The sequence below is a fragment of the Pseudomonas sp. PARCl1 genome, assembly GCF_947311875.1.
Taxonomy (GTDB): Bacteria; Pseudomonadota; Gammaproteobacteria; order Pseudomonadales; family Pseudomonadaceae; genus Aquipseudomonas; species Aquipseudomonas juntendi.
The window spans coordinates 1-21,719 of sequence record NZ_CAMZMX010000062.1; the positions used below are offsets into that span (position 1 = coordinate 1).

The following is a 21,719-nucleotide window of genomic DNA, read 5'->3' on the forward strand; positions in this document are numbered from 1 at the left end:
TGGTTGCGGGAGCCGGATTTGAACCGACGACCTTCGGGTTATGAGCCCGACGAGCTACCAGGCTGCTCCATCCCGCGCCTGTGAGATCGAATTCTACGGATTTGCGCGCTGGTGTCAAGCAATTGTTTTGAAAAAACCTTTTTTGTTCAAACCCTTAGCGCATCACACCTGCATGCGGCTCAGGCGCGGCGGGCCTTTCAGGCCGATTATCGCGTGGGCATGCGGGTCAGCTGTTGAACGGGCGGCCCTATGCGATACTATCTGTATGAATTTACAGTGCTGACGGTCATCCATGTCTTTGCGCAAGATCATCCACGTTGACTGCGATTGCTTCTATGCCGCGATCGAGATGCGTGACGACCCGCGCCTGGCCGGGCGGCCCATGGCAGTGGGCGGCTCGGCAGAGCGCCGTGGTGTGATCGCCACCTGTAATTATGAAGCGCGTGCCTACGGTGTGCGCTCGGCCATGGCATCGCGCCACGCGCTGAAACTGTGCCCGGACTTGTTGATCGTCAAGCCGCGTTTCGAGGCCTATCGCGAAGCCTCGCGGGAAATTCATGCCATCTTTCGTGACTACACCGAGCTGATCGAGCCCTTGTCGTTGGACGAGGCCTACCTGGATGTCAGCGACAGCCAATGGTATTCGGGCAGCGCTACCCGTATTGCCGAGGATATTCGCCGGCGAGTCGCGCGTACCCTGCATATCACCGTGTCGGCGGGGGTGGCGCCAAACAAGTTCCTGGCCAAGATCGCAAGCGACTGGCGCAAGCCCAACGGGCTGTTCGTGATTACCCCCGATGAGGTCGAGGCATTCGTTGCGGCCTTGCCAGTGGCCAGGCTGCACGGCGTGGGCAAAGTCACGGCAGACAAACTGACGCGCCTGGGTATCGAAACCTGCCTGCAACTGCGTGACTGGTCGCGCCTGGCGCTGGTGCGCGAGTTCGGCAGTTTCGGTGAGCGGTTGTGGGGGCTGGCGCGAGGTATTGACGAGCGTGCGGTGCACAACGATAGCCGGCGCCAGTCGGTCAGCGTGGAAAATACCTACGACACCGACCTGCCGGACTTGGCCAGTTGCCTGGCGCGTTTGCCGGAGCTGCTGGAAAGCCTGAACGAACGCATCGCCCGCATGGACAGCAGTTACCGGCCAGAGAAACCCTTCGTCAAGGTCAAGTTCCATGACTTCAGCCAAACCACGCTGGAACAGGCCGGGGCGGGCAGGGACCTGGAAAGTTACCGGCAATTGCTGGGACAGGCGTTCGCCCGCGGTGGCAAGCCGGTGCGTTTGTTGGGGGTAGGGGTAAGGTTGCGCGATCTGCGCGGGGCGCATGAACAGCTGGAGCTGTTTGCGCCTATATAAAGAAGCGGCCTTGCGCCGCGGTGGTCGGCGCAGCAGCCCCGGCAATTCAAGCAGCAAGGCCGAATGCCTGGGGCTGCTGCGCAGCCCATCGCGACGCAAGGCCGCTCCTACAGGGTAATCGCGACGCAAGGCCGCTCCTACAGGGTAATCGCGATAGAGGCCGGGTTATTGCGCCCCCGGGTCAGCCACCAATCGCCCGGTAGCCTTGGTCAGCGACTGCAGAAACTCCTGCTGCAGCTCCGGGTCGTTGCGGGTCAGCTCGATCAGGCTCTGTTCCATTTCGCTGGCTTCTTCTTCAAGGCCCAGCTCGGACAGGCGCTTGACCCGGTGTACCCACTGGCTGACATCGTCATCTTCGAGGTCATCGAAGATCAGCTCATGGGCCTCATGCAGCTTGTTGCGCAGGGTGGCGCTGACCAGCAGGCTGGCGTCGCCACGGACCCCGTTGTCCTCGTCGAGCACTTGCAGGTGCAGGGTGCCGACGTGGTTGAGGTTCTGCTCCGAAAACGGGCTGTCCAGCAGGTTCAGGCGCAGTACGCCGCTACGGTCGGTGGTCAGCTCGTGAGTCATTTTGCCAGCCTTGACCTCGACCAAGCGTTCGCTCCACGGCATGCTGGTGGATTCTTCACGCTGGCTTTTCTGCACTTCGCTGATCCCGGCGAGGTTCTGCTGGGCGCGGCCATTGGACGCTACGTTCATGAACGGGTTGAGGCCGTCCACTCCATAGCTGAGCCAGTCGTGGGTCATGCTTTGCGGCAGGTTGCCCAAAGCGAAGACATTGACCACGTTGGCGCCAACCCCCGCCACAACGGCCACCGCACCCAGCGGGATCTCGTAGATCTCCCGCCAGGGCTGGTAAGGCGTGTAGCGATCATAGCGGCGGGTGACTTCGAACTCGGTCACTTCGAAACGCTTTTGCTCATGCACGCGCACACGCCGTTGCGGCAGTTCCATCACCTTCGGCTCGCCGACATCGATCTGCAGGGTGTGGGCGAGCAGCTTGCGCTCCACGCGCTCCTCATGGTCGCTGCGCTGGGACATCTGGTTGGCGCAGCCGCTGACGAGCAGGGCGCCGCACAGTGCAGCGCCCCCCCGGGTAAAGGTACTTCGCTTGAACATGATTACTCGTGCATTGGTTATCAGCGGCGAACGCGGGCCTGCAGGAAGGTCAGCACTTCATTGAGCGGCAACGGCTGGGCGTCCTGCTCGGTGCGGTGCTTGTACTCCAGGTTGCCTTCGGCCAGGCCGCGATCGCTGACCACGATGCGGTGCGGGATGCCGATCAGCTCCATGTCGGCGAACTTGATGCCGGGGCTGGTCTTCTTGTCACGGTCGTCCAGCAGTACTTCAAAGCCGGCGGCGGTCAGTTCGGCGTACAGCTTGTCGGTTGCCTCGCGAACCGCTTCGGTTTCGTAGCGCAGCGGTACCAGGGCGATCTGGAACGGGGCCAGGGCGTCGTTCCAGATGATGCCTTTGTCGTCGTAGCTCTGCTCGATGGCGGCTGCCACCACGCGCGATACACCGATGCCGTAGCAACCCATCGACAGCACGACCGGCTTGCCGTTCTCGCCCAGCACCTGGCACTTCAGCGCCTCGCTGTACTTGGTGCCCAGCTGGAAGATATGCCCGACTTCGATGCCACGCTTGATGATCAGGGTGCCTTGGCCGTCCGGGCTCGGGTCGCCTTCAACCACATTGCGCAGGTCGGCTACCTGTGGCACTGGCAGGTCGCGCTCCCAGTTCACGCCGAAATAGTGCTTGTCATCGATGTTGGCACCAATACCGAAGTCGCTCATCAGCGCCACCGAGCGGTCGATGATGCATTCCAGCGGCAGGTTCAGTGGGCCCAGCGAGCCGGCGCCGGCACCGATCGCCTCGCGCAGTTCGGCTTCGGTGGCCATTACCAGCGGGTCGGCAACCTGCTCCAGCTTGGTGGCCTTGATTTCGTTCAGCTCGTGGTCGCCACGAACGATCAGGGCCACCAGCTTGCCCTCTTCGGCGCCGCGCACTATCAGGGTCTTGACGGTTTTCTCGATCGGCAGGCCGAAGTTTTCCACCAGCTGGGCAATGGTCTTGGCGTTTGGCGTATCGACCAGGCGCAGCTCTTCAGTAGGCGCAGGGCGCACGGTTTCCCGTGGGATGGCCTCGGCCTTTTCGATGTTGGCGGCGTAGTCGGAGCTGTCGCTGAAGATCACGTCGTCTTCGCCAGACTCGGCCAGTACGTGGAATTCATGCGAGTAGCTGCCGCCGATCGAGCCGGTGTCGGCCTGCACAGGGCGGAAGTCCAGGCCCAGGCGCGTGAATATGTTGCTGTAGGCCTGGTGCATGCGGTCATAGGTTTCCTGCAAGGAAGCCTGGTCGGCATGGAACGAGTAGGCGTCTTTCATGATGAACTCGCGGCCACGCATCAAGCCGAAGCGCGGGCGGATTTCATCGCGGAATTTGGTCTGGATCTGGTACATGTTGAGCGGCAGCTGTTTATAGCTGGACAGCTCGTTACGGGCCAGGTCGGTGATCACTTCTTCGTGGGTTGGGCCGACACAGAAGTCACGCTGATGGCGGTCTTTGAGGCGCAGCAGTTCCGGGCCGTATTGTTCCCAGCGGCCGGACTCCTGCCACAGCTCGGCGGGCTGGATGCTTGGCATCAGCACTTCGAGGGCACCGGCGGCGTTCATTTCCTCACGTACCACGGCCTCGACCTTACGCATTACCCGCAGGCCCATCGGCAGCCAGGTGTACAGGCCGGAGGCCAGTTTGCGGATCATGCCGGCACGCAGCATGAGCTGATGGCTGATGACCACTGCATCGGCAGGGGTTTCTTTCTGGGTGGCGAGCAAATATTGACTGGTGCGCATGGTTAGCCGTGTCGATTGCCTAAGACGTTGAAATAGCCCCGCATTGTACGGGGGTGAAACGAAGGCGTACAGGATGCCCCAGGGCGTGACGCTTGTCAGCCAAGAAAAAGCCCGGCGAGGTCGCCGGGCTTTTCAGGTGCGGGGCACTGCAAGCCAGGCTTACAGGATGCTCAGCGGGTACTCCACGATCAGGCGCAGTTCGTCGATCGAAGGCGAACCGTAGTAAACGCCATCGGCCGAACGGTAGGTGGCTTGACGGACGCGGAAGCTCAGGTCTTTGGCCGGGCCGCTCTGCATCACGTACTTGACGTCGATGTCGCGTTCCCATTCCTTGCCGCTGTCGGTGGTGCGGGTGGTTGCACCGGTACCACGTACATAGCGGGTCATGAAGCTCAGGCCGGGTACGCCGAACTCAGCGAAGTTCAGGTCGTAGCGAGCCTGCCAGGATTTTTCGTCTTCGGCGTTGAAGTCGGAACGGGCCACGGAGTTGGCCAGGAAGACCGTGCCGCCACCGTCTACACCGTAGGCGTAGTCGCCGTCACCGGTGACCTTCTGGTAGGCCAGGGTGAAGGTGTGGGCGCCGACGTTGTACGCGGCCGAGAGGCTGGCTGCGATGTTGTCCAGTTCGTTGCTGCCGTCGGACTTGCTGACGAATGCACCGGTCAGGTTGTTGCCGATGGACTTGGTGTCATAGATGTTGAAGTCGAACACCAGGCCTTGCTTGTCGCTGATCGGCAGCGCCCAGTTGATATTGCCGTACCACTTGCGGAAGTGGTCTTCGACGCGCGAGTAGTAAACGCTGGTGCTGAGGTTGTCGGAGAGGGCGTAGGTGCCACCAAAGACATTGGCCTCGGTCAGCCGCAGGCTGTCGTGGTAGGTCTGAGCCTGGGCGTTCAGTGCGGTGAAGTGACCGGCGTGCAGGGTGAGGCCGGCAATTTCGTTGCTGGTGATCAGACCACCTTCGGCAACTTCTGGCAGCAAGCGGCTGTCGTCGGTTGCGAATACTGGCAGTGCGGTGAACTGGTCGCCCCACTTCAGTACGGTGTTGGAGATGCGCATTTTCACAGCGCCGCCCGCTTCCGAGTAGTCATCCTGCGAGCGACCGTCCGAGCCAGTCGGGAACAGGCCGGTGCCGGCGCGGCCGCGGCCGCTGTCCAGCTTCAGGCCGAGCATGCCGATGGCGTCGACGCCGAAGCCTACGGTGCCTTGGGTGAAGCCGGATTCGAAGGTGCCCAGGAAGCCAAGGCCGGTTTCTTCCACGCGGCTCTGGCTGCCAGGCGCGTTGTTGCGGAAGTCACGGCTGAAATACAGCATGCGGGTCTTGACGTTCAGCTTGCTGTCTTCGATGAAACCTTTGGACTCATCTTGTGCGGAGGCCATTGCCAACTGCGAGGTCCCTGCCGTAACGGCCAGGGCGATCATGCTCCACTTCATCACGCGCATCGTGATTTGCTCCTTTGGTTTTTAGGAAGAGTACCGCTGCGTCCAAGTGTTTTAGTTATATGGAGCAGCTCTTTCTTGTAATGTCGGCGAAAATGTATAGCACGCTGACTGTTCTTGGCGATATGGCGATAGAGACTCTTTACGGAACTTTTCCACCATGTCGCGCTCAGGTATTTCCATGTCGCAAATCACGCCCCAATTTAGGGCCGTATAACCCCAGCGCTGCTTCTTTAGCCGCCATGAATCGGTAACTACCGACGCCAGCTGAAGAAACTCCCTGGTAACCAATGCCGCTGTTGTTATTTGTCGCGTACACCTGCCATTGCAGATGCCGTGCCGACTTGGCGTGAAAGGAATGCAACAAGCGTGCTCAAAATTCGCAACAGTTCATGAAATTTTCACAAAACCCCCTACCGAGGGTCGGAAAGTGCCGTAAACACGGGGTCGAGCGCCGTTTAGGTATTGTTGAGTTCGAGAATCATTAAAATTTAAAGCGCGCTCATAAAAGTCAATGTGTTACCGCCATTTGTTCATCCAGAGTCGTTTTTGGGGTGGCAGGTGCGGGAGGGGTGGGTAGATGGCCTCATTTTGGTGCGAAAAGTAGCGCTGTGTTACCGGGATTGTGCAGGGTATTCTTGCCACCCATGTTTTCCGCGCCATGCGGGTCGTTTTGTCTTAAGGAGATATGCCGTGTTCGTCCTCGATTCGCGTCTGCAGCAGGATTCCCTGGTGCTGGGGGAGCTTGCGCTGTGCCAGCTGCTGCTGAGCAAGGATGCCAATTACCCGTGGTTCATCCTGGTGCCCAAGCGTGCTGAGGTGAGTGAGTTGTTCGATTTGGATGTGCACGAGCAGCAGCAACTGTGGCAGGAGACCACCCTGTTGGCAGAAGCGTTGAAGGCCAGCTACGGCGCCGACAAGATGAACGTGGCAACCTTGGGCAATGTGGTAAGCCAGTTGCACATGCACGTGATCGTGCGCCGCCGTGACGACGCTGCCTGGCCCGCCCCGGTCTGGGGCAAGTGCCCGCCAGTGGCCTATACCGATGCCCAACTGCAGGCGGTACGCCAGCGTGTGCGCGACCTGGGGCTGGCCGGTTATCAGGAGGCCTGACATGTCACTGGAAATGCGCATGATCGAACTGGAAACCCGCCAGGCGTTCCAGGATGACACCCTCCAGGCATTGAATGATGTGGTGGTAGAGCAGGCGAAGGTGATCGAGCGCCTGCAGCTGCAGGTGACCGAGCTGATAAAGCGTCATGAAGAGATGGTGGGGCAATTCGGTAGCGAAGGGGACGAGGCGCCGCCGCCGCATTATTGATGCGCTGATCACTGTTCTGATCGGGTGCAGGGGCCCCCACAGGGCGGTAGTCAGGCCTGTGGGGGCATTCGTGCTGGGGCTGGCGGTATCAGCGGCGGGTCACGGCCACCACATCCTCGGCCTGCAGGCCTTTGTCGCGGTGCATCACCGAGAATTCCACGCGCTGGCCTTCGACGAGGATGCGGTGACCCTCCCCGCGAATGGCGCGAAAGTGCACGAAGATATCATCACCCGAATCACGGGAAATGAAGCCAAAGCCTTTGGACGTATTGAACCACTTCACGGTGCCGGTATCGCGGTTAACGGTATCTGGGGCGGTGTGCTGGCTGTTGCGTGGCTTGCGCGGGCTGCGCGCAAAGCCCACGGCCAGGTGCAGGGCGACGGCCAGCGTGGCGCAGACCAGTGCTGCCAGGTTGCCCATTTCCGGGCGGGCCAGCAGCGTCAGGGTCTGTAGCACCACGGCAACTACCAGCAAGGCGCAGGCCAGGTGCTGCAGTTGCTGGCGCGCGCCTCGGTAATACAGGGGCACGACTGGCGCCAGGACCAGGTTGAGCAGGCCAAGCAGTGCCAGGTAGACCGCGTCGGGTTGCAGGAGGAAGGGGGTTGCTTCGGTTTTCAGGCTGGGTATGAGCGATAGCAGCAAAGCTGCCACGCCCGTCACCAGATGGACGATCTTGAACATGGGGTTGGCTCACAGTTGATAAGGCCGATCACAGGAAGAGCGGGCAGCACGGTGCGCATGAGGTGTAGAGCGCAAACACGTGGCAGGCCAGCCTATGCACCCGGCAATAACAGTCCGCACGGGTGGCACGCTGCCTATTTAACAGTAAAGCCGCAGGCTACTCAAACCGCAGGCCGCCCGGCGGGCGATGTGTTGCGCCATGTCACATGCGACAGGCGCCAAGTATTGCTACAGTGGTCGTCGCCCGCTTGAGTCTAAAGCCTTATGCAAAGGGGAACTTCATGGCAATCGATATCGGTATCAGTGAAGAAGATCGCAAATCCATCGTTGATGGGCTGTCCCGCTTGTTGTCGGATACCTACGTGCTGTATCTGAAAACCCATAACTTTCACTGGAACGTCACAGGGCCGTCGTTCCGCACCCTGCACCTGATGTTCGAAGAGCAGTACAACGAATTGGCGCTGGCGGTGGATTCCATCGCCGAGCGCATCCGGGCCCTGGGCTTCCCGGCGCCGGGGTCGTACGCATTCTATGCCCGGCACTCGTCCATCAAGGAGGAGGAAGGGGTACCCGCTGCGGAAGAGATGATCCGCCAGTTGGTGCAAGGGCAGGAGGCTGTGGTGCGCACGGCGCGCAGTATTTTCCCGGTAGTCGACAAGGTCAGTGACGAGCCGACAGCCGACCTGCTGACCCAGCGCATGCAGGTGCACGAGAAGACCGCGTGGATGCTGCGGGTTTTGCTCGACGGCAAATAATTACCCAGGCTGTCACATAACCCTGTGGGAGATAACACAGCCCTACGGGCTGCGCTGTCGCGCAGAGAACTCGATTCATAAGCACGATGCGGACCCTGTGGGAGCGGGCGTGCCCGCGAAGAATCCAGCGCGGTGGCTGGCACCGGCTACGCCGGTGTTCGCGGGCTCGCCCGCTCCCACATGGGCCGCGTCGTGCATGACAATCAGTGTTTGTGCAGGAACACTTTGCCGCTGCTTTAACCGCGCCCATCAGCGCTTCATAGGCCACCTGGTACCTGTGACGAGGAAGTGTGGCGCATGATGCAAGCGAGCAAGCGTGTAAATGGCCAGGGGCGTTGGCCGGGGAAACCGTGCATCGATCCGTTCAAGGCGGATTTCGACATGTTGCAGATCCAGCCGGTGTCGCGCTCCGTGCGCCTCAACGGCTTTTCCACGTGCCTGCGCCTGGAGGCCGTCTACTGGCAGATCCTCGAGCGCATTGCCGCCGCCAACCGTTGCTCGGTCAGTGCGGTGCTGTCCTACGTTGACCGCGAGATCCACCTGCGCCAGGGTGGCGTGCGCAACTTCAGCGGCCTGATCCGGGTCATCTGCGTGGCGTGGCTGCAGAACCCGCCAAGTGCGCGCTGATCGCCTGGCGGGCTGCGCAGTGCTTGCTAACCATATATAATCCCGCTTTTTGCTGCCCCCGCAGCCAGCGTTTTGGTTGACGAGAGACACCCATGCCCCTGTATGACTATCAATGTGCATCCTGCGAGCACCGTATGGAAGTGCTGCAGAAGGTCAGCGCCGCGCCGCTGACCGATTGCCCGGCCTGCCAGGCGCCAGCGCTGAAGAAGCTGCTGTCGGTCCCAGGCTTCCGCCTGAGCGGTACTGGTTGGTACGAAACCGACTTCAAGACCGGGGCGAAAAAGAATCTGGCAGGCGGCGACAAGGCCGACTGAGTTGAATGCTGTGACCGGGTCTTGCAGTATTAGCCCTCCGGGCGGCCAAGGCCTCCACCGAATACACGAATCACGAGAAGCGAAACCACCATCATGATGCGCAGCCATTATTGCGGCCAACTGAACGAGAGCCTGGACGGCCAGGAAGTCACCCTTTGCGGCTGGGTCCATCGGCGCCGCGACCACGGCGGGGTGATCTTCCTCGACATCCGTGACCGCGAAGGCATGGCCCAGGTCGTGTTCGACCCGGATCGCGCCGAAACTTTCGCCGCTGCCGACCGCGTGCGCAGCGAATACGTCGTGCAGCTGACCGGTAAGGTTCGCAAGCGCCCTGAGGGTGCAGTGAATGCCAACATGGCGTCCGGTGCCATCGAAATCCTCGGCTACCAGCTGACCGTGCTCAACGAAGCAGAAACGCCACCGTTCCCGCTGAACGAGTACTCCGACGTCGGCGAAGAAACCCGCCTGCGCTACCGCTTCATCGACCTGCGTCGCCCGGAAATGGCCGACAAGCTGCGCCTGCGCTCGCGCATCACCAGCAGCATCCGTCGCTTCCTTGACGAAAATGGCTTCCTCGACGTCGAAACCCCAATCCTCACCCGTGCAACCCCGGAAGGCGCGCGCGACTACCTGGTGCCTAGCCGTACCCACGCCGGTAGCTTCTTCGCCCTGCCGCAGTCGCCACAGCTGTTCAAGCAGTTGCTGATGGTGGCCGGCTTCGACCGTTACTACCAGATCGCCAAGTGCTTCCGTGACGAAGACCTGCGTGCCGACCGCCAGCCGGAATTCACCCAGATCGACATCGAGACCAGCTTCCTCGATGAAAACGAGATCATGGGCCTGACCGAAAGCATGATCCGCAAGCTGTTCAAGGAAGTGCTCGACCTGGAATTCGGCGAATTCCCGCACATGACCTTCGAAGAAGCCATGCGCCGCTACGGTTCCGACAAGCCAGACCTGCGTAATCCGCTGGAACTGGTTGACGTTGCCGACCAGCTCAAGGATGTCGACTTCAAGGTGTTCGCCGGCCCGGCCAACGATCCGAAGTGCCGTGTAACCGCCCTGCGCCTGCCAGGCGGCGCCAGCATGCCGCGCAGCAAGATCGACGAGTACACCAAGTTCGTCGGCATCTACGGTGCCAAGGGCCTGGCCTACATCAAGGTCAACGAGCGCGCCAAGGGTGTCGAAGGCCTGCAGTCGCCGATCGTCAAGAACATCCCCGAGGCCAACCTCAACACCATCCTCGACCGCGTTGGCGCCGTAGACGGCGACATCGTGTTCTTCGGTGCCGACAAGTTCAAGGTGGTCAGCGAAGCGCTGGGCGCGCTGCGTATCCGCCTGGGCCACGACTTCGAGCTGCTGACCTGCGAGTGGGCACCGATGTGGGTCGTCGACTTCCCGATGTTCGAAGAGAACGAAGACGGCAGCTTCACCGCGCTGCACCACCCGTTCACCGCGCCGAAGTGCACCCCGCAGGAGCTCGAGGCCAGCCCGGCTACCGCGCTGTCGCGTGCCTACGACATGGTGCTGAACGGTACCGAGCTGGGTGGCGGTTCGATCCGTATCCATCGCAAAGAGATGCAGCAGGCCGTGTTCCGCCTGCTGGGTATCGAAGCCGAAGAACAGGAAGAGAAATTCGGCTTCCTGCTCGACGCCCTGAAGTTCGGTGCACCGCCTCACGGTGGCCTGGCCTTCGGCCTGGACCGCCTGGTCATGCTGATGACTGGCGCCCAGTCGATTCGTGAAGTGATTGCCTTCCCGAAAACCCAGAGCGCCGCGTGTGTCATGACCCAGGCCCCTGGCCTGGTCGACGCCAAGGCCCTGCGCGAGCTGCACATCCGACTGCGTGAACAGACCAAGGTCGAATAAGCAGTCCCGGGCGCATCCACATGGATGCGCCTTTGCGTTTCGGCGCAGGCATTTTCCCGTCCCGCCCCGTCATGGGGCGGGGCTGTTTGTGATTCAAGGAAAACGGAGTCGTTATGGCTGGTCATTCCAAGTGGGCGAACATCAAGCACCGCAAAGAGCGCCAGGATGCCAAGAGAGGCAAGGTCTTCACCAAGTGGATCCGCGAACTGACGGTCGCTGCCAAGCAGGGCGGCCCTGACCCGGCATCCAACCCGCGCCTGCGCCTGGCGCTGGACAAGGCCCTGGGCGCCAACATGAGCCGCGACATCATCGACCGCGCCGTGGCCCGTGGTGCGGGCACCAACGAAAGCGACAACGTCGAAGAGCTCAGCTACGAAGGTTACGGCCCGGGTGGCGTGGCGATCATGGTCGAAGCCATGACCGACAACCGCAACCGGACCGCCGCCGCCGTGCGCCATGCCTTTACCAAGTGTGGCGGCAACCTCGGTACCGATGGCTCGGTGGCCTACCTGTTCGAGCGCAAGGGGCAGCTCAGCTTTGCGCCGGGCGTGGACGAAGACGCGTTGATGGAAGCGGCGATGGAGGCCGATGCCGACGACGTTGTAGCCAACGAGGACGGTTCGTTCGAGGTATTCACCTCGTTCAACAGTTTCTATGCCGTGCGTAACGCCCTCGAAGAGGCCGGCTTCAAGGCCGCTGACGCGGAAATCGTCATGCAGCCGACCACCAGTGCCGAACTTGACCACGAGGGTGCCGAGAAGGTGCTCAAGCTGATCGACATGCTCGAAGACCTGGATGACGTGCAGAACGTCTACTCCAACGCCCAGATTTCCGACGAGATCATGGAAAACCTCGGCTAAGGTCTGCAGACTCGCCGAGTCAAGGCTGCTATTGGGGCTGCTGTGCAGCCCATCGCCGGCAAGCCAGCTCCCACAGGTACCGCGCTTTTCTTGAAGCTTGTGCTGTACCTGTGGGGGCTGGCTTGCCGGCGATGGGCCGCGCAGCGGCCCCTATGGTCTTGCAACCTTAGTTTTTTACGACAGGCACTATGACTCTGATTCTAGGTATCGACCCCGGCTCGCGAATCACCGGCTACGGCGTCGTCCGCCAGACCGCCCGTGGTTGCCAGTACGTGGCGTCGGGTTGTATCCGCACCGGCAGCGGCGAGCTGCACGAGCGGCTGCAGATCGTTTTTCGTGGTGTCAGTGAAATCATCACCCAGCACGGCCCGGTAACCATGGGCATCGAGCGGGTGTTCATGGCCCGCAACGCCGACTCGGCGCTGAAGCTCGGCCAGGCGCGCGGCGCCGCTATCGTTGCCGCTGCCGAAGCCGGCCTGGAAATCGCTGAATACAGCGCCACTCAGGTCAAGCAAGCCGTAGCCGGCACCGGTGGGGCCAATAAGGAACAGGTGATGATGATGGTCATGCACCTGCTGAAACTGACGCAAAAGCCGCAGATCGATGCCTCCGATGCGCTGGCCATTGCCCTGTGCCATGCCCATACCCGCTCCAGCCTGGTGCCCCATGGCCTGGCCACCGCACGGCGACGCGGCGGGCGCTTGCGTCTTTGAGCGCTTCATGCGCAGATACAAAATTTGTCCGGGTGAAGCATTCACCCGCCGCATTTGCTGATAGGGTTGAGCGGTCGTTGACCGGCTCCCCGAGAGGAAGGATCGGAACGTGATTGGACGTTTGCGCGGCACCCTGGCGGAAAAACAGCCGCCGCACCTGATTATCGACGTCAATGGCGTGGGCTACGAGCTCGAAGTGCCCATGACCACGCTGTACCGTCTGCCCAAAGTGGGCGAAACCGTCACTGTGCATACCCATCTGGTGGTGCGCGAAGACGCCCACCTGCTCTATGGTTTTGCCGAAAAGCGCGAGCGCGAGCTGTTCCGCGAGTTGATCCGCCTGAACGGCGTAGGGCCCAAGCTGGCCCTGGCGTTGATGTCCGGGCTGGAGGTCGACGAGCTGGTACGTTGCGTGCAGGCCCAGGATACTTCGGCCCTGGTACGCGTGCCGGGGGTCGGCAAGAAAACCGCCGAACGCCTGCTGGTCGAACTCAAGGACCGCTTCAAGGCCTGGGAAACCTCGCCGGCCATGTTTACCCTGGTGTCGGATGGGCCGTTGCCGGCCGCCAGCGCATCAAGCGCCGAGGCCGATGCAGTCAGTGCCCTGGTCTCGCTGGGCTACAAGCCGCAGGAAGCCAGCAAGGCGATTGCCGCAATCAAGGACAAGGCCGGCTTGAGCAGTGAAGAACTGATCCGCCGCAGCCTGAAAGGGATGATTGCCAAGTGATCGAAGCCGACCGCCTGATCGCCGCCAGTGGCCGCGACCGTGAAGAAGTCCAGGACCGTGCGATCCGGCCGCTGAGCCTGAGCGAGTACATCGGTCAGCCGGTGGTGCGCGAGCAGATGTCGTTGTTCATCCAGGCTGCTCGCGGGCGCAGCGAGTCGCTCGACCACACGCTGATCTTCGGCCCCCCAGGCTTGGGCAAGACCACCCTGGCCAACATCATCGCCCATGAAATGGGCGTTTCGGTGAAGAGCACCTCTGGGCCGATTCTGGAGCGCCCGGGTGATCTGGCGGCCATGCTGACCAACCTCGAACCGCACGACGTGCTGTTCATCGACGAGATCCACCGGTTGTCGCCGGTTGTCGAAGAGGTGCTGTACCCGGCCATGGAAGACTTCCAGCTCGACATCATGATCGGCGAAGGGCCAGCGGCCCGTTCGATCAAGCTCGACCTGCCGCCGTTCACCCTCGTCGGTGCAACTACCCGTGCCGGGATGCTCACCAACCCGTTGCGTGACCGCTTCGGCATCGTCCAGCGCCTGGAGTTCTATAGCGACAAGGACCTGGCCACCATCGTCAGCCGCTCGGCCAATATTCTTGGCCTGGCCATCGAGGACCTGGGTGCCTACGAAATTGCCCGCCGCGCCCGTGGCACGCCACGAATCGCCAACCGCCTGCTGCGCCGCGTGCGTGACTACGCCGAGGTGCGCGGCAAGGGCCAAATCACCAAGGCCGTGGCTGACATGGCGTTGAACCTGCTGGACGTCGACGAGCGCGGTTTTGATCATTCCGACCGTCGCCTGTTGCTGACCATGATCGAGAAGTTCGATGGCGGCCCGGTGGGCGTCGACAACCTGGCGGCGGCCATCAGCGAAGAGCGCCATACCATCGAAGACGTACTCGAGCCCTACCTGATTCAACAGGGTTACATCATGCGCACGCCGCGTGGCCGCGTCGTCACACGGCATGCCTACCTGCACTTCGGTCTGAATATTCCAGGGCGCCTGGGGGAGGGCGCAGATTATTCGGAACCGGGCGATGAATGACAGATCGAAACCGACTTTTCGTGGTCCTACCGCAGGCACGCCGAATGGTTGCTGGCAATAAGACATTAATGACGAAAAAACAGTTGCCACAGCGGATTGGCAAGCCGAGGAGTAAGCACTAGAGTATGCGCGCGCAAAATGGCCTGGAACCGTTCGTACACCGTTGTCGCGTCTATTACGAGGATACCGATGCCGGTGGCGTGGTGTATTACGTCAACTACCTGAAATTCATGGAGCGCGCGCGCACCGAACGCCTGCGGCACCTGGGGTTCTCCCAGTCGCAACTGGCCGAAGACAATCTGCTGTTCGTGGTCCATTCCAGCGAAGCGCGCTACCACGCGCCGGCGCGGCTGGACGACCAACTGCGGGTCACCGCGCAAGTACTTGAACTCAATCGCGCCAGCCTGCGTTTCGTCCAGCAGGTTTGGCGCGAAAACGATGAAACGCTGCTCTGCGAGGGGCAGTTCCTGGTGGCCGCAGTGCGTGCTGACACTTTCAAACCCCGAGCCATACCCCCCCAGCTGCGCGACGCTTTTGCGGCGGACGGCTCGGGTAATCAATCGAACGCAGGAGAATAAGCGTGGAAGCTAACGTCGTCGACCATACCTCCATGTGGAGTCTGGTCAGCAATGCCAGCGTGGTGGTTCAGCTGGTAATGCTGACCCTGGTGGCCGCCTCGGTCACCTCATGGATCATGATCTTCCAGCGCAGCGCCATGCTGCGCGCCGGTCGTCGTGCGCTGGATGCCTTCGAAGAGCGCTTCTGGTCGGGCATCGACCTGTCCAAGCTGTACCGTCAGGCAGGCAGCAACCCAGACCCGGATTCAGGCGTGGAGCAAGTATTCCGTGCTGGCTTCAAAGAGTTCTCGCGCCTGCGCCAGCAGCCGGGTGTAGACCCGGATGCGGTCATGGAAGGCGTGGGCCGTGCCATGCGCGTGGCCATCTCGCGCGAAGAAGAAAAGCTCGAGCAGAGCCTGCCGTTCCTGGCCACCGTCGGTTCCACCAGCCCGTACATCGGCCTGTTCGGTACCGTATGGGGCATCATGAACTCCTTCCGCGGCCTGGCCAGCGCCCAGCAAGCGACCCTGGCCACCGTTGCCCCGGGTATCGCCGAAGCCCTGGTGGCTACGGCCATCGGCCTGTTCGCGGCCATTCCGGCGGTCATTGCCTACAACCGTTTTGCCGCGCGCAGCGAAGTGCTGATCGGCCGTTACTACACCTTCGCCGACGAGTTCCAGGCGATCCTGCACCGTAAAGTGCACACCAGCGAAGAGTAATCAGGTAGAAGCCCATGGCCCGAGTTCGCCACAAACGCAAGCCCGTCGCCGAGATGAACGTGGTGCCCTACATCGATGTGATGCTGGTGCTGCTGGTCATCTTCATGGTGACGGCGCCCATGCTCAACCAGGGCGTGAAGGTAGACCTGCCCAAGGTTTCCAGCGAAGCCTTGCCGCAGGACAACAACGTCCAGATCCTCACCATCTCCATCAAGGCCGACAAGACCTATTACTGGAACCTCGGCAGCGAAGTCGATACCGACAAGCAGATGGACAAGGCCATGACCCTGCCGGCCATGACCGATGCCGTGACCAAGATCATTGCCGCCGGCCGTGACCAGGGCAAGCAGACCCAGGTATTCATTCGGGGTGACAAGGCGGTCGACTATGGCGCGGTCATGGGTGCCATGGGCGGGTTGCAGAAGGCCGGTGTCGGTAACGTTGGCCTGATTACCGAGGCGCCCTGATGCAACAGCGAGAGCCATCCGCCTCGGAAAGCTACTTCTGGCCCAGTGTCTGGGCCATCGGTCTGCATGTGCTGGTGTTCGGCTTGCTGTTCGTCAGTTTTGCCATGACGCCTGAGCTGCCGCCTTCCAAGCCAATCGTCCAGGCTACCCTGTACCAGCTCAAGTCCAAGAGCCAGGCGACCACCCAGACCAACCAGAAGATTGCCGGGGAAGCGAAGAAAACCGCGTCGCGCCAGACTGAAGTCGAGCAGCTTGAGCAGAAGAAGGTCGAGCAGGAGGCCATCAAGGCTGCGGAACAAAAGAAAGCCGACGCCGCTCAAAAGGCCGAAGAGGCTCGCGAAGCCGCCGAGGCGAAAAAAGCCGAGGACGCGGCCAAGGCCGCGGAAGCCGCCAAGGCCAAGCAAGCCGCCGAAGCCAAGAAGGCCGACGAGGCGAAGAAAGCCGCCGAGAAGCAGCAGGCTGATATCGCCAAGAAGAAGGCCGAGGACGAAGCGAAGAAAAAAGCCGAAGAAGAGGCCAAGAAAGCGGCCGCTGAAGAGGCGAAGAAACAAGCCGCCGAGGACGCCAAGAAAAAGGCAGCCGAAGAGGCCAAGAAGAAAGCAGCCGAGGACGCCAAAAAGAAAGCGGCGGCCGAGGACGCGAAGAAGAAGGCAGCTGAAGAGGCCAAGAAGAAGGCCGCTGCAGACGCCCAGAAGAAAAAGGCACAGGAAGCGGCTCGCAAGGCGGCAGAAGACAAGAAAGCCCAGGCCCTGGCCGAGCTGTTGTCCGATACCACCGAGCGGCAGCAGGCCCTGGCTGACGAGCAAGGTGACCAGGTGGCCGGCGATTTCGACGACCTGATCCGCATGCGCGCGGCCGAGGGTTGGGCGCGTCCGCCTTCCGCGCGCAAGGGCATGACGGTGACCCTGCAGGTAAGCATGTTGCCGGACGGTACCGTTACCAGTGTCAGCGTGGTCCGTTCCAGTGGTGACGGCCCGTTCGACAGTTCGGCGGTGGCTGCGGTCAAGAACATTGGTCGTTTGACCGAGATGCAGGGTATGAAGCCGAGCGATTTCAACCGTTATCGTTCGTTCAAGATGACATTTACACCTGAGGATCTAGCGTTGTGATTAAACGTCTGAGAGGACTGCTGGTCTTGCTCTGCTGCGTGGCAGGCTTGGCGGTGGCAGAGGAAAAGAACATCCTGGTCACCAGCGGCAGCGACCGGGCCACGCCCATCGCGGTAGTACCGTTCGGTATGCAGGGCGGTAGCGTGTTGCCTGAAGACATTGCCGACATCATCGGCAACGACCTGCGCAACTCTGGCTACTATTCACCGATTCCGCGGCAGAACATGATCAGCCAGCCGTCGCAGGCCAGCGAAGTGATCTTCCGTGACTGGAAAGCCCTGGGCGCCCAGTACGTGATGGTCGGTAGCATCGTGCCGTCGGGTGGTCGCCTGCAGGTTCAGTACGCGCTGTTCAACGTCGCCACCGAGCAGCAAGTGCTGACCGGTAGCGTGGCGGGCAGCACCGACCAGTTGCGCGACATGGCGCACTACATTGCAGACCAGTCGTTCGAGAAGCTCACCGGCATCAAGGGTGCGTTCTCGACCCGCATGCTGTACGTGACTGCCGAGCGCTTCTCCACCAACAATACCCGCTACACCCTGCAGCGTTCGGACTACGACGGTGCACGTGCGGTCACCCTGCTGCAATCGCGCGAGCCTATCCTGTCGCCGCGGTTCGCACCGGATGGCAAGCGTATTGCCTACGTATCGTTCGAACAGAAGCGCCCGCGCATCTTCGTGCAGAACATCGATACCGGCCGCCGCGAACAGGTGACCAACTTCGAGGGCCTGAACGGCGCGCCAGCCTGGTCGCCTGACGGTTCGCGCCTGGCCTTCGTGCTGTCCAAGGACGGCAACCCGGACATCTACGTGATGAACATGGCCTCGCGCCAGATCAGCCGCGTAACCGCCGGCCCTGGTATCAACACCGAGCCGTTCTGGGGTAAAGACGGCAACACCATTTACTTCACCTCCGACCGGGGCGGCAAACCGCAGATCTATAAACAGTCGGTCAGTGGGGGGGGGGCCGAGCGCGTAACCTTCGTGGGTAACTACAACGCCAACCCTAAACTTTCGGCAGACGAGAAAACCCTGGTGATGATTCATCGCCAACAGGGCTTTACCAACTTCAAAGTGGCGGCACAGGACTTGCAGCGCGGAAGTGTAAAGATTCTCTCGGAAACAAGTCTTGATGAGTCTCCCACTGTTGCGCCAAACGGCACCATGCTAATCTACGCCACCCGCCAGCAGGGCCGGGGAGTCTTGATGCTCGTGTCGCTTAATGGCCGCGTGAGGCTCCCACTTCCTACCGCTCAAGGCGAAGTCAGAGAACCGTCCTGGTCCCCTTACCTGAACTGATTGCGGCGTAATACGTTTTGCTTAACACACTGGGGTTTCATTAGGAGTTTCACGATGGAAATGCTGAAGTTTGGTAAATTTGCTGCGCTGGCTCTGGCCATGGCCGTAGCTGTAGGTTGCTCCTCGAAGGGCGGTGACAACGCAGGCGAAGGCGCTGCTGTAGATCCTAACGCTGGCTACGGTGCCAACACTGGCGCTGTCGACGGCTCCCTGAGCGAAGAAGCCGCCCTGCGCGCAATCACCACCTTCTACTTCGAATACGACAGCTCGGACCTGAAGCCAGAAGCCATGCGCGCTCTGGACGTTCACGCCAAGGACCTGAAAGCCAACGGCAACCGCGTTGTTCTGGAAGGTAACACCGACGAGCGCGGCACCCGCGAGTACAACATGGCTCTGGGTGAGCGTCGTGCGAAAGCCGTTCAGCGCTACCTGGTTCTGCAGGGTGTTTCCCCTGCTCAGCTGGAAGTGGTTTCCTACGGCGAAGAGCGTCCAGTTGCTACCGGCAACGACGAGCAGTCCTGGGCTCAGAACCGTCGCGTAGAACTGCGTAAGTAAGTTCTTATGCGTATGTGCCGCCGTGTAGTAACCGTCCTCGCACTCAGCCTGCCGCTCGCGGCCTGGGCTGAGGTCCCTGTAGTAGATGACAACGCAGGCAGTTATCCGCCCGCGGGTTATGGCACGAGCGGCGCCTATGCCGGGTCGGGGGCTTCGGCCCCTGCCTCTGCACAGGGCCAGCTGTTCATGCAGCTGCAACAGATGCAGGACCAGCTTTCCCGCCAGCAAGGCATCATCGAAGAGCTGCAAAACGATGTGTCGCGCATGAAGCAGGAAAACCTGGAGCGATACCAGGACCTGGACCGTCGCATCAACAGTGGTGCCGCACCTGCCGCAACCCCTGACAATTCCTCCGGTGGTGCATCCAATGCCGCCTCCGGTGCAGCAGCCGGTGCTGCTGCGCAACAACCGGCCGCCAGTAGCGAGCCCGGTGATCCGGCGAAAGAGAAGCTTTACTACGATGCAGCTTTCGACCTGATCAAGCAAAAAGACTTCGACAAGGCCAGCCAGGCGTTCACCGCCTTCCTGCGCAAATACCCGAACAGCCAGTACGCCGGCAATGCCCAGTACTGGTTGGGTGAGGTGAACCTGGCCAAGGGTGACTTGCAAGCCGCCAGCCAGGCGTTTGCCCAGGTCAGCCAAAAGTACCCCAAGCACAGCAAGGTGCCAGACTCGCTTTACAAGCTGGCCGACGTCGAGCGCCGCATGGGCCACACCGACAAGGTCAAGAGCATCCTGCAACAGGTCATCACCCAGTATCCCGGCACCTCTGCCGCGCAATTGGCACAGCGTGACCTGCAAAAGCTCTAAGGCCCTTTGCAGTAGCGTTTGAAATAAACCCGCGCCAGTCGCGGGTTTTTTCGTTAGAATCACGGCCCTTTTTTCGTAAACACGCTGCTGCGGATAACGCGATGTCGAGTCCGCGGCAGTGCCTGACGGAGGCGGGCAGCCTGTTTAGCTGTCACGCCCGTGGCGAGCATGCAAGACACATTACGCATCACCGAAGTCTTTTACTCTTTGCAGGGTGAAACACGAACGGCTGGGCTGCCCACGGTATTCGTGCGGCTCACCGGTTGCCCCCTGCGCTGCCAGTACTGCGACAGTGCCTACGCATTCAGTGGCGGTACCGTTCGTACCCTCGATTCGATCCTTGAGCAAGTGGCCGGCTTCAGGCCGCGCTACGTGTGTGTCACCGGTGGCGAACCGCTGGCCCAACCGAATGCGCTGCCGCTGCTGCAGCGGCTGTGCGATGCCGGCTACGAGGTGTCGCTGGAGACCAGTGGCGCGTTGGATATCGCCGGCACCGACACCCGGGTCAGTCGTGTGGTAGACCTGAAGACCCCAGGTTCCGAAGAGTCGCACCGTAACCTCTATTCGAACATCGACCAGCTGACCCGCAACGACCAGGTCAAGTTCGTCATCTGTTCCCGCGAGGATTACGACTGGGCAGTTTCCAAGCTGATCCAGTACAACCTGGCCGAGCGTGCCGGTGAAGTGCTGTTTTCACCCAGCCATCATCAGGTGAGCGCCAGCGACCTGGCAGACTGGATCGTCGCCGACAACCTGCCCGTGCGCTTCCAGCTGCAGTTGCACAAGCTGCTGTGGAACGACGAACCCGGGCGTTGATTGAGGAGTAAATACACATGACAGAAAAACGCGCAGTCATCCTGTTGTCCGGTGGCCTGGACTCGGCCACGGTGGTCGCCATGGCCAAGGCCGACGGCTACAGCTGCTATACCATGAGCTTCGATTACGGCCAGCGCCATCGCGCCGAGCTGAACGCCGCCGCCCGCGTGGCCCGCGACCTGGGCGTGGTCGAACACAAGGTCATTGGCTTGAACCTGGACGGTATCGGTGGTTCGGCCTTGACCGACAGCAGCATCGACGTGCCGGAAACCCCCGGTGAAGGTATTCCGGTGACCTATGTGCCAGCGCGCAATACCGTGTTCCTGTCGCTGGCGCTGGGCTGGGCAGAAGTGCTGGAGGCGCGTGATATCTTCATTGGCGTGAACGCCGTGGACTACTCCGGCTACCCGGATTGTCGCCCTGAGTTCGTCGAAGCGTTCGAGCGCATGGCCAACCTGGCGACCAAGGCCGGGGTTGAAGGGCAGGGCTTCCGGATCCAGGCGCCGCTGCAGAATATGAGCAAGGCGCAAATCGTGCAGGCCGGTATGGCCCGCGGCGTGGACTATAGCCTGACTGTTTCCTGCTACCAGGCCGACGATGAAGGGCGTGCCTGCGGCAAGTGCGACAGCTGCCGCCTGCGTGCCGATGGCTTCAGGGCTGCCGGTGTCGACGACCCGACGCGCTACGCTTGAACTGATCAGAGGGTATTGATTTCCCGTTAGAAATCAGTATTATACGCGCCATCCAACGGGTCGTTAGCTCAGTTGGTAGAGCAGTTGGCTTTTAACCAATTGGTCGTAGGTTCGAATCCTACACGACCCACCA

At 61.2% G+C, this 21,719-nt stretch carries 24 protein-coding genes and 2 tRNA genes; 21 read left to right on the forward strand and 5 right to left on the reverse strand.

Going from position 1 to position 21,719, the window contains the following annotated elements; genetic code table 11:
- Positions 1-77 (reverse strand) — tRNA-Met (locus QME24_RS22790).
- 221 nt (positions 78-298) lie between these two features.
- Between QME24_RS22790 and dinB the strand changes: the two genes are divergently transcribed.
- Entirely contained in the window at positions 299-1,357 is a 1,059-nt protein-coding gene (gene dinB, locus QME24_RS22795; RefSeq protein ID WP_161892868.1) for a DNA polymerase IV, read from the forward strand.
- A 165-nt stretch (positions 1,358-1,522) separates the two neighbouring features.
- On the opposite strand, the gene QME24_RS22800 is transcribed toward dinB, so the two are convergent.
- The 3 genes from QME24_RS22800 to QME24_RS22810 all read right to left on the reverse strand — a co-directional run bounded on the left by QME24_RS22800 (position 1,523) and on the right by QME24_RS22810 (position 5,655).
- A complete protein-coding gene (locus tag QME24_RS22800) occupies positions 1,523-2,476 on the reverse strand; it encodes a hypothetical protein (RefSeq protein ID WP_009684039.1) in 954 nt (317 codons plus the stop codon).
- A 20-nt stretch (positions 2,477-2,496) separates the two neighbouring features.
- Positions 2,497-4,212: a proline--tRNA ligase gene (locus QME24_RS22805; RefSeq protein ID WP_009684040.1), complete on the reverse strand. Its 1,716-nt coding sequence runs from the start codon at positions 4,210-4,212 to the stop codon at positions 2,497-2,499.
- Between the two features lie 159 nt (positions 4,213-4,371).
- A complete protein-coding gene (locus tag QME24_RS22810) occupies positions 4,372-5,655 on the reverse strand; it encodes an OprD family porin (RefSeq protein WP_054905824.1) in 1,284 nt (427 codons plus the stop codon).
- A gap of 690 nt (positions 5,656-6,345) precedes the next feature.
- On the opposite strand from QME24_RS22810, the gene QME24_RS22815 reads away from it, so the two are divergent.
- Together QME24_RS22815 and QME24_RS22820 are read left to right on the forward strand one after the other, a co-directional pair.
- A complete protein-coding gene (locus QME24_RS22815) occupies positions 6,346-6,765 on the forward strand; it encodes an HIT domain-containing protein (protein ID WP_054905825.1) in 420 nt (139 codons plus the stop codon).
- Between the two features lies 1 nt (position 6,766).
- Positions 6,767-6,973 carry a SlyX family protein gene (locus QME24_RS22820; protein ID WP_009684043.1) on the forward strand — a complete coding sequence of 69 codons (207 nt, stop codon included), beginning with the start codon at positions 6,767-6,769 and terminating at the stop codon, positions 6,971-6,973.
- Positions 6,974-7,061: 88 nt separating this feature from the next.
- Here QME24_RS22820 and QME24_RS22825 read toward each other — a convergent pair whose 3' ends face one another.
- The gene (locus QME24_RS22825; RefSeq protein WP_054905826.1) at positions 7,062-7,655 is read right to left on the reverse strand and encodes a cold-shock protein; all 594 of its coding nucleotides are present in this window, start codon (positions 7,653-7,655) and stop codon (positions 7,062-7,064) included.
- Between the two features lie 281 nt (positions 7,656-7,936).
- Here QME24_RS22825 and QME24_RS22830 point away from each other — a divergent pair, with 281 nt between their 5' ends.
- From QME24_RS22830 to QME24_RS22915, 18 genes are all read left to right on the forward strand, one after another.
- A complete protein-coding gene (locus QME24_RS22830) occupies positions 7,937-8,410 on the forward strand; it encodes a Dps family protein (protein ID WP_009684045.1) in 474 nt (157 codons plus the stop codon).
- 297 nt (positions 8,411-8,707) lie between these two features.
- Positions 8,708-9,037: a ribbon-helix-helix domain-containing protein gene (locus QME24_RS22835; protein ID WP_009684046.1), complete on the forward strand. Its 330-nt coding sequence runs from the start codon at positions 8,708-8,710 to the stop codon at positions 9,035-9,037.
- Between the two features lie 92 nt (positions 9,038-9,129).
- The gene (locus QME24_RS22840; RefSeq protein WP_054905827.1) at positions 9,130-9,351 is read left to right on the forward strand and encodes a zinc ribbon domain-containing protein; all 222 of its coding nucleotides are present in this window, start codon (positions 9,130-9,132) and stop codon (positions 9,349-9,351) included.
- Between the two features lie 93 nt (positions 9,352-9,444).
- Positions 9,445-11,220: an aspartate--tRNA ligase gene (gene aspS / locus QME24_RS22845; RefSeq protein ID WP_054905828.1), complete on the forward strand. Its 1,776-nt coding sequence runs from the start codon at positions 9,445-9,447 to the stop codon at positions 11,218-11,220.
- Positions 11,221-11,333: 113 nt separating this feature from the next.
- The gene (locus QME24_RS22850; RefSeq protein ID WP_054905829.1) at positions 11,334-12,080 is read left to right on the forward strand and encodes a YebC/PmpR family DNA-binding transcriptional regulator; all 747 of its coding nucleotides are present in this window, start codon (positions 11,334-11,336) and stop codon (positions 12,078-12,080) included.
- 188 nt (positions 12,081-12,268) lie between these two features.
- Positions 12,269-12,793, forward strand: coding sequence for a crossover junction endodeoxyribonuclease RuvC (gene ruvC / locus QME24_RS22855; RefSeq protein WP_054905830.1), 525 nt, complete (start codon positions 12,269-12,271; stop codon positions 12,791-12,793).
- 109 nt (positions 12,794-12,902) lie between these two features.
- A complete protein-coding gene (ruvA, locus tag QME24_RS22860) occupies positions 12,903-13,520 on the forward strand; it encodes a Holliday junction branch migration protein RuvA (RefSeq protein ID WP_029887413.1) in 618 nt (205 codons plus the stop codon).
- A complete protein-coding gene (ruvB, locus tag QME24_RS22865; RefSeq protein WP_029887414.1) occupies positions 13,517-14,563 on the forward strand; it encodes a Holliday junction branch migration DNA helicase RuvB in 1,047 nt (348 codons plus the stop codon). The genes ruvA and ruvB overlap by 4 nt, the downstream gene beginning before the upstream one ends.
- 125 nt (positions 14,564-14,688) lie before the next feature.
- The gene (ybgC, locus tag QME24_RS22870; protein ID WP_009684053.1) at positions 14,689-15,141 is read left to right on the forward strand and encodes a tol-pal system-associated acyl-CoA thioesterase; all 453 of its coding nucleotides are present in this window, start codon (positions 14,689-14,691) and stop codon (positions 15,139-15,141) included.
- Positions 15,142-15,143: 2 nt separating this feature from the next.
- On the forward strand, positions 15,144-15,839 hold the full coding sequence (gene tolQ, locus QME24_RS22875) for a protein TolQ (protein ID WP_009684054.1): 696 nt from the start codon (positions 15,144-15,146) through the stop codon (positions 15,837-15,839).
- Between the two features lie 14 nt (positions 15,840-15,853).
- Positions 15,854-16,306, forward strand: a complete 453-nt coding sequence (tolR, locus tag QME24_RS22880; RefSeq protein ID WP_003254760.1) for a protein TolR — start codon at positions 15,854-15,856, stop codon at positions 16,304-16,306.
- Positions 16,306-17,415 carry a cell envelope integrity protein TolA gene (gene tolA, locus QME24_RS22885; RefSeq protein WP_054905832.1) on the forward strand — a complete coding sequence of 370 codons (1,110 nt, stop codon included), beginning with the start codon at positions 16,306-16,308 and terminating at the stop codon, positions 17,413-17,415. Before tolR ends, tolA begins: the two co-directional genes overlap by 1 nt.
- Entirely contained in the window at positions 17,412-18,713 is a 1,302-nt protein-coding gene (gene tolB, locus QME24_RS22890) for a Tol-Pal system beta propeller repeat protein TolB (protein WP_009684057.1), read from the forward strand. Before tolA ends, tolB begins: the two co-directional genes overlap by 4 nt.
- 54 nt (positions 18,714-18,767) lie before the next feature.
- Positions 18,768-19,268: a peptidoglycan-associated lipoprotein Pal gene (gene pal / locus QME24_RS22895; RefSeq protein WP_029887416.1), complete on the forward strand. Its 501-nt coding sequence runs from the start codon at positions 18,768-18,770 to the stop codon at positions 19,266-19,268.
- 6 nt (positions 19,269-19,274) lie between these two features.
- The gene (gene ybgF, locus QME24_RS22900) at positions 19,275-20,078 is read left to right on the forward strand and encodes a tol-pal system protein YbgF (protein WP_054905833.1); all 804 of its coding nucleotides are present in this window, start codon (positions 19,275-19,277) and stop codon (positions 20,076-20,078) included.
- A 168-nt stretch (positions 20,079-20,246) separates the two neighbouring features.
- Positions 20,247-20,894, forward strand: coding sequence for a 7-carboxy-7-deazaguanine synthase QueE (gene queE, locus QME24_RS22905; protein ID WP_009684060.1), 648 nt, complete (start codon positions 20,247-20,249; stop codon positions 20,892-20,894).
- Between the two features lie 17 nt (positions 20,895-20,911).
- A complete protein-coding gene (queC, locus tag QME24_RS22910) occupies positions 20,912-21,586 on the forward strand; it encodes a 7-cyano-7-deazaguanine synthase QueC (protein ID WP_009684061.1) in 675 nt (224 codons plus the stop codon).
- Positions 21,587-21,643: 57 nt separating this feature from the next.
- Positions 21,644-21,719 (forward strand) — tRNA-Lys (locus tag QME24_RS22915).